Origin of the sequence: Streptococcus sp. DD04 (assembly GCF_001578725.1) — a bacterium.
Taxonomy (GTDB): Bacteria; Bacillota; Bacilli; order Lactobacillales; family Streptococcaceae; genus Streptococcus; species Streptococcus sinensis.
Genome location: NZ_KQ968977.1, coordinates 83,412 through 91,936 on the forward strand (window position 1 = coordinate 83,412; position 8,525 = coordinate 91,936).

At 44.9% G+C, this 8,525-nt stretch carries 2 protein-coding genes; both read right to left on the reverse strand.

Annotated elements, in window-relative coordinates; genetic code table 11:
* Nucleotides 1-8,008, reverse strand: an 8,008-nt coding sequence (locus STRDD04_RS03210; RefSeq protein ID WP_062199296.1) for a beta-N-acetylglucosaminidase domain-containing protein, incomplete at its 3' end; no start/stop codon positions are given.
* 234 nt (nucleotides 8,009-8,242) lie between these two features.
* Nucleotides 8,243-8,525 (reverse strand): LPXTG cell wall anchor domain-containing protein (locus STRDD04_RS03215; protein ID WP_156469043.1); only part of this gene is annotated, 283 nt, incomplete at its 5' end.

The following is an 8,525-nucleotide window of genomic DNA, read 5'->3' on the forward strand; positions in this document are numbered from 1 at the left end:
CGACAAGATTCTTGACGCCTTCCGCTGGGGTGACTTGCTCGACTGGCTTGCCAACTTCCACAATCTTGTCGACTGGGGCTTTGGAAATGAAGCTATCGCGAGTCACACGGCCGGTTTCTTGACCATTCTCAATGGTCACTTCAACCAGAATCGTCTTCTCACCGTCTTTGCCTTCTTGGACAACTTTTCGTGTCCCCTTAGGCAATTGTGCATTTTCACGTTCAACGGTGTTGAACGGTAGAGCTTCAGTTACCACATCCAAGCGTGGTTGTTCAACTACTGGAATCTTAACACCTTCATCTGGAGTCGTCTTGTGAACTGGAGGCGTTGGAGTGTCACTTACCTCCACATGGTAGGTGGAGATTTCATAGAACTCTGGTCGTCCGCCTTCCCATGTCAGCTTAACATCGAGCAAGTGTGCACTGTTAGCGAGCTGGAAGGTTTGGAAACTTGTGGTAACCGCACCTAAATCTTGCCATGCTGTTTGACCATCTTTGGATACGATTCTTGCCCAGACATGCGCTGTGCTTCCTGCTGGAACATCTGAAATCAGGCGAATGTGGTTGGATTCTGTCTTTTCAGATAGATGGTAAATCAACTCACCGCTATCTTGAGTCGTCTTGTAGCTGCTGAGAATATTGCCATCTGCTATATTATTCTTTTCAGATGACTTGCTTTCTGTACCGGTACCCTCTACAGTTGGGTTGTTGACCGACTTAGTGTATTCTCCATCATTGATAACTAACTCTGTAAATCCAACAAAACGATGACGATAAGGAGCTGTATAGAGCACTCGGAGATATTTAGCTGCGGTTGCTGCCGGCAATTCTCCCTCAATATAGCGATTGCCTGGCTTCTGTGAATCATGCGTCCAGCCATCCGTCAAGGAATCATCACGTGCTGGATTTTCCTGACCGTCACCCACCGAAACCACATCCGTCCAAGTCTTGCCGTCTTCGCTGACTTGGATCTTTCCGTCACGGAGATAGTTCTGTGTACCATCTTTGATGTAGGCACGAATCTTCTTAATTTGACGGGTTGCCCCAAGATTGAGAGTCATATGACCATCGGTTTGTGGATAATCAGAAAATTCAACATAGGTGTTGAGGTCACCGTCAAAGAGTTGATCTAGGTTTTTCGCCTTACGGACATCTCCGCTACCGTAGTTTGGATCAATACCCATGCTGGTTGACTCGATTGTTGTCGGCTGAATTTCCTTGGTAGTCAAAAGCAGAGAAGTCGCACCGATTGCCTGTTCTTGATCCGTCTTGTTTTCAAGGCGTACATAGCGGACGAGCTGGTGGTCTTCTAAGTCAGCTGCACTATACCATTCTACTCCATTTGGAGAATAGCGGAGCTGGAGTGCTTGATTCGCATTCTCTCCCAGTTTCAAATCTTGAATCTCATGGATACGGTCCAACTTCATTCCAAGATATTGTCCAGCAGCTAGAGTTGTTCCAGCCGGAATTTGCATTTCGTAGCGTCCCAGTTTTTCATTTACCTTGGTAGCCTTGAGCTGTTCCACATTAGTGTCTGTGTATTGGTCTGTTCCAGTCTCTGATTCGACAGAGAAATTGCCAATGCGCCACCAGAAATTGGTCTTTTGCGTATTTCTCACGCGTACATAACGGATATTCTGATTGGTTTCAACTTCTTTACTTTGCTCACCAGTCAAGTTGGCTACTGTTGTCCAGTTTTGACCGTCTGTAGAAACTTCAATGACACCCGCCGCCAGCTTATCTGTCACACCTTGTACCAAACGAATCTTCTTGACTGTTTGTTGAGAACCAAGATCCAGCTGCACCCAAGCATCTACTGGTGTTGTATCGCGTTCGCCGTTTGCCATTGAAGAACTTGCCAGCATTGCTTCTGAGCTGTCACTATTATCTGTCATCTTAGCAGCCGTTGTATTGAGCTTATAGACCAGATTTGAACTGATGGTAATGCTGCCAGCTTTCTTCTTGGCATTTTCAAGAGGACGGTTCACCGCAATTTCACGGACAGCAAACCAAGTATTGTCTCGATCTTCTGTCGCCACCATCCGAATACCCTTAGCCTTGATGTCGAGATTCTCTAGTGTAATTTCAGACTCATTGCCGACATAGTTACCTTGAGGAAGGGCAGTCCACTCACCCGCTTCATTTAAGTATTCAATCTTCGCCTTGTTAAAGGTGTCTTTCGGATTGCTGACAGCTCCCATAGCAAAGCTCAATTTCTTGATAGAAACAGGCTTATTGAACTGAAGCCCAACATAATCACCAGTGCTAATTCGGGTCGGAGTCTTAAAGATAATCTGAGTTAATAGGTCTCCGTCCAGCACTTGAGTCAAGTCGCCTTCGGCACCTGTACGGTTGGTAATAAAAGTCGTTACGACTTTATCTGGATTCAGTTCTTTTTCAATTTCCTTCGCTAGGTATTCTTTTAGGTTGAGGATAAATGGACGGATATGTTGTACACCAAGCTCAGCATTTTCATTGTGGTCGACATACCAGAAGGAATGTTTCTTAGATTGCTCATAAGCTTTCAAGCCCTTGTAGTAATTATTCCAGAGCCCATCAGCATTTTTACCACCAATAGATTCAGTGGCTGTCAAGAGAGCATCTAGAGCGTTCATTTGGTCAATAGTATTGTCCAGCCAGTACTTAATCTGCTCGCGCATCCGTTCATGACCTGATGCTTTATAAGTCTCAGCGGCTACTTTTAATTTAGCAAATTCTGCCTTCAATTCTTTCCGCTCAGCTGTGACATCTTGGCCTGCTTTCAGCTTGGTCATAAAGCTAGTCAATTTCGGAGCCAGTTCGACAGATTCTTCTAGCTTCACAACACGAGTATCCATATGCTGGTTAATCATGTGCTTACCAAGCTCGCGGAAGGCAGCAGATTCTTTGGTCTCTGTAAAGCGGCCTGTTTCTGCAAAGTTGAAAGCTATATCGTTGACAGCTTTGGCTTCAGCCTCATTTTTCCATATATTCCAGCTATACTCTGCTGCTGAGAAGATCGCAATTTTAGAAGGTTCTGATTGCTGCATCGGATTGAGCATGACCCCACCGATTAGGCTTGGATCCACACCAGGGTGGAGGAATTTCTCACCGCCGCCTAAGATGAGGTGCTGCTTGGAATTATCCGTACATGGCCAGTTAATCCAGAGCTGAACTGGACGATAAGGTTGACCAGAAGCTTCCAAGTTTCTCTTCAGTTGAGTCAGGAAGTTTTCGGAAACTTCACCCCAAATCTTGCCCCCTGTCAGAGTCATAATACTGCTTTGCGGAAGATTTCGGTTTAGTGAACGTAACTCGTCTTCTCGACCATTGCCCCAATATTGACTCGGAACAAAAATCATCTCTTTCTTCAAACCTGGATAAGTCGCTTGCTTTTCAGTCAGCCAATCAGTCATGTCCTTCATCAAGCGATTGTAACTTTCGTAACCACCATAAGGTTGAGCTGCATCATCTGCAAGGATACCAAACTCACGAACGCCGACGTCCAGTAACTGGGTAAATTTAGCCTTGATTGCATTCAGGTCTTCTTGGTAAACCGTATCATTCTGGAAGCGAATCCGACTGTTCATAAATGGATGAATGGTCCAGACATAGCGAGTTTTATTTTCATTACCCACTTTAGCCAGCTGGCGGATTTCTTCTAGTTTTTCTTTTGGATAAAGTTCTCTCCACTTGCTGTTATGATATGGATCATCTTTTGGTGCGAAGAAATACTGGGTCAGTTTCAAATCACCACCGTAGCGCATCAAGGCTGCTCGGTCTTCATTGGACCAAGGGTTGCCATAGTAGCCTTCGATGAAGCCACGATTCTTCACATCAGCATAGTCTTCAACATTGACCTCGCGCAGAACTGGAGCCTGACTGTCATTCAGCATATGCTTGAGCGTTGTCAAACCATAAAATACAGCATCTGTATCTTTTCCGACGATGGAAATTTGCTGGCCTTTGATAACCAATGAATAAGCATCAATCTTATCAAATAGTCCTTGGTTGACCGACTCTGTTCTCTGTGCTTCTTCCGCTTTTGAGCCAGTTTGGTGTACTCCCAGATAGATATTGGTTGCGCCTGCTTCTGCTGTCTTACCAGTAGTATAGGAAATATTGCTGTTTTGCAAAATAGACTTGAGACGATTGCGGGTATAAATATCAACCTGCTCACCGATCACTAAATGGACTTTTTGGTCCAGTCGTACCAAGCCATTTCCATAAGTAACCTTGTGAGGAGTTGGGAAGACCTTGTATTGTTTATTGAGATATTCTTGGCTTCTCAAAGCAGCTTCAACTGTACTTGGGTCTGCTGGATTTTTAGCAACAAAGGTATCTTCCAGCTCGACAGTTCCATCATCTTTCGGTGCTGGAGTTTCTGGTTTTGGATCTGGTTTTGGTGCTGGAGGTGTAGCTGGCTCATCTGATGCTGCGATCGGTTTCAAAAGATTGATTTCCGCTGCACTAGCATATCCTTCCACTCCTTGCAAAATCTTCAACTGAATCGTGTCCGTTTCTACAGCTTCAAAGTTTGCGATCTTTTCAGCTGTATTATTAGCCCAAGTGCCTTCTGCTACTTTGACCAATTGTCCAGCTTTTTTAGCATAGACTTCGTACTGGATCGCAAGACCATTTCCACTGCCTGGGCGAGGGAGATAAGTCAGCGCATTCACAGCTGTCGCCTGCTTCAAGGTCATAGTGACCGTATAAGACGGATCCTTCTTCGTCCAATGTGAATGCCAGAAGGTTGCAGGATTGCCATCAAAGGCCTTAGCGATTGCTCCTTCTGTAGAGTTTCCTGGTAACTGCTCACTACTTGCTTCCACACGGGCAAGCTGGTCTTGTGCAATCAAACGCGGATTGACAAATGGCTTGTCAGACAAGCTCAAGCTATGCAAGGTACCTTCAAAACCGCCGATTTTCTCAAGAGGTAAGACCAAGCTAGTGTGAGCCAATCTTGGATGAGCTGGGTTGGCAAGACGATTAATCTTCTCACCGTTGACATAGAGCTCCGTTGACTGAGGCTTGGTGACAAAGACGAGTTCATAGCGTTTGCCTTTTTCCAGCGTCTTGTCAAATTGAATATGGTGTTGCTCAAACTGATAAGCGACTTTTCCTGACTCATCAGACAAGTAGAGCTTGTTTCCTTCACTGGAAGCCAACTCTTGAACACCATCTCCTGTGACCGTTACATTAACTTTTAACACATGACTTGGACCGACATTGCCGATAGCATTTTCAATCTTGCTTTCTTTGTTAAAGACCAGACCTTGATCAGTCTTTGTAACATTGATTGCATCATAGCGCTTGATAGTCTTAGGATTGATGTCATAAGTCTCTGCATCATCAATCTTGTACTCTGGATTGCTATCTGGTGCATAGATATATTCTGGACGTGGTAAGGTACGGTGAGCAAAGCTGCTTGCAGTTCGGTCGGAACCCCAAGTTTTTTCAGCAGTGACCCTTGTTGCTTCAAAGAAGCGCTTGAATATATCATAAGAAGTCATGCCTGTTTCATGGAGGTCAATATTATCATTCCAAACCGCATGTCCACCGCCCAAGATATGAGGGTTGGAAGCTGCTAGTTTTGGACCATTTCCTGCTGTCGTGAAGTCATTTGGCGTCCAGCGATTATACTGATGTTCATAAGAAGAATAGTCTCCGTAAGCTCCTTGCTGGTTATTACCATTTGGCACACTGTAGGTCGGAACATCGGTAATATTGATAATTTTAGCACCGGCCTTCAGGGCTGCTTGCGGTTGCTGCCAGCCCAAACTCCAGATATCCACTTCGACATCCTTTAGATCAACTGGTGTCTGGCCGCTCTTACGGCTGAGTGAGCCCCAAAACCGTGGCGTATAGCCCTTACCTTTGATATAGGTGATCAAATCGTTGACATAACGGCGATAGTTTTCGTTGTTGCCATAGTATTCGTCTGTCCCGATATGAATGGTTTTGACACCACGTAGCGGAGCATCATCGCCATCCAACAATTTATCATAAACAGATTTGACAAAGCGCAGAGTTTCGTCATAATGCTTGTCTAGATCCAGCATGGCAACACGTTCTACATTGTGCTTATTCGGACTGAGCTGACCTTGATACATCAAGTCTGGACGAACCTTGACAAAGGACAAGGCATGCCCTGGTGTATCGATTTCCGGTACCAGATTGATTCCTAGTTCATCTGCCAAGGCGATGAGTTTTTGCATTTCTTCCTTGGTATAATGCTGTTTAGAGGTCAAGGCTACGCCATTGTCACCTACAATATCTGTCTGTAAACGGAAGCCTGTATCTGCATGATTGAGCACATACTCTAGCTCTTGCTCTCTGGTCAGATTTTTACCTGCCACGTGCTCCTTGAGGAAGATATAGTTATCATTCAAGTGCAATTGCAAGTCATTCATCTTGTAGTAGGCCATGTTGAGCATGATGTCCACAAGCGCATCATAAGGAATAAACTTGCGGCCAGTGTCTAGCATGAAGCCACGGTGGCTGAAACTTGGGAAGTCTCGAATTTCACCATTTTGGATATTTTCTTGGCCCATTTGAAGCAGGGTCCGAGTGGCATAGAAGGCACCTTTATTGGTCTGTGCTTCAATGGTAAAGACATTGTCCCGAATGGTAATGCCATAGCCTTCTTCACCATAACCTTTGTCCGTTACTTTTTTAAACTCAATCCGGTGTGCAGCTGTGTTATCTCCCTTTGCTAGCTCTAAGCCTCTTGAAATCAAGTCATTAGCATAGAAATTAGCCGCCTTATCAAAGCCTGAATCTCCCACAGAAAGAACAGTATCTTCTAAAATGGAAGAACGACCTTCTTCACCATGCCATTGCTGAACGGTCGGAGCAACTTTCGGCTTGTCTCCCACACCTTCGTCTGCATAGCGGCCATGCACTCGAATCTCAAATTCCTTGGTCACTGTTTGGCCTTCATGTACTTGTTGCAAAGATACTTTGACTGTTTGTGCTGTTAGAGGCTGATAGACTTTGTTGTTTAGGTCAATCACACCTTTCTTATTGCTACCGACTAGGCTGACTTCTCCTGGTAACTCAGGCATGACTAGCGAGCGACCATCTTGAGCTAGAGTCAGCGACTCTACTTGGTTAAGATTAGTTACTTTTGCTGGATCAGGAATATTGGAATAAGCCCGTAACTCTTGAATGCCGACATTGCGCCAGCGCATGCTGCCCTCAGCGTATTTGGTGATTTCTAACTTGAGATATTTAGCCTCAATCGGAGTGTCAAGATTAACCCTTTCATCTAAGATAGGTTGACCATCTTTTTCGTAGGCTAGTTTCCATTTGCGAGTAGCTTCTTCTTCATTGATAGCTTCTGCTGTAGCATAGTAGAGTTTCCAACCTTGCACATTTGGGTCATTAGGCTGGCCCGCTCTCTTTCTGCGGTCCCAGTCAATCTCCAGTCGCTTGATGGAGGTGGTCTTCTCCAGTGTCAGCGTCAGATGAGGATTTACTGCATCTCGGTCGGTCGCCCAACGGCTGCTGTCGTCTCCATCAACCGCTTTGTCAGCAGTGTTAGATGTATTTTGCTCATGGTTTGATGCTCTGACCTGAGCATTCAATAAATGATTGACATCAGGGGTATTTACCACTTCTTTTGCTGGTGCAGACGGTTCTGGCTGGGCTGGTTGGGGATGAGTGGTTTCCGCACTGGCAGCAGGCTGATCCGGCTTGGGATTAGCTGTATCTGAAGGTGCTTCATGAGTGTTTTCATTATTGTTGGAAGCAGGTGCTTCATTTTCCCCAGACTCTGCTTTTGCTAACTTATCTGCTAATTCAGCAGGCAGTTCTGTTAGCGCTTCTACTTTTTCTACCGTCCCCGAAGGATTCTCCCCACTATCTGCTACCGTGCTAACAGTCGTGGTTGAATTTGATGGCTCAACCTCAGCTGCCGATGCCAACTGAGAACCAAATAGAAGAGCTCCTATCAGAACCGAGCAAGCTCCTACGGCATACTTGCGAATGCTGTATGTACATTTCTTTTCAAAAAATCTTTTATCCATGTTTTTATTTTTCTCCTCTTATCAGAGTAAGCGCTTTCGATTTTGGTTGGAAAAATACCTTCTTTGTGAATTCTGCCATAGACATAATTAAGACTATAAAACCATAAAATGGTGAGAAGAGAGCAAAAATCATCATTTTTGTTTCTTCCCACCTTAGACTATTTAGCTTGGGAAAAATTCACAAACTTATATTATTCAACTTGAAGATTAACATGACTTGAATTACGAGAATTCTTATTTTTCCTTTTTCTTCATCAGGAACAATCCTGTCAATGCCAGCAAGAGACCCATAAGGGAAGCAGAATCTGCTACTGTTCCTGTATTTGGCAGAGTGGCCCTTGCTTCATTTGTTTGGCCTAGTTTAGCTGGAGTGACTGGCTTAACTGGCGCGTCAGGTTTGCTTGGCTGCGTTGGCTGTTCTTCCTTGGTTCCCACTTCCACAATCTTGTCAACTGGGTCTTTGGAAACAAAGCTATCGCGAGTCACACGACCGGTCTCCTGACCATTCTCAAAAGTG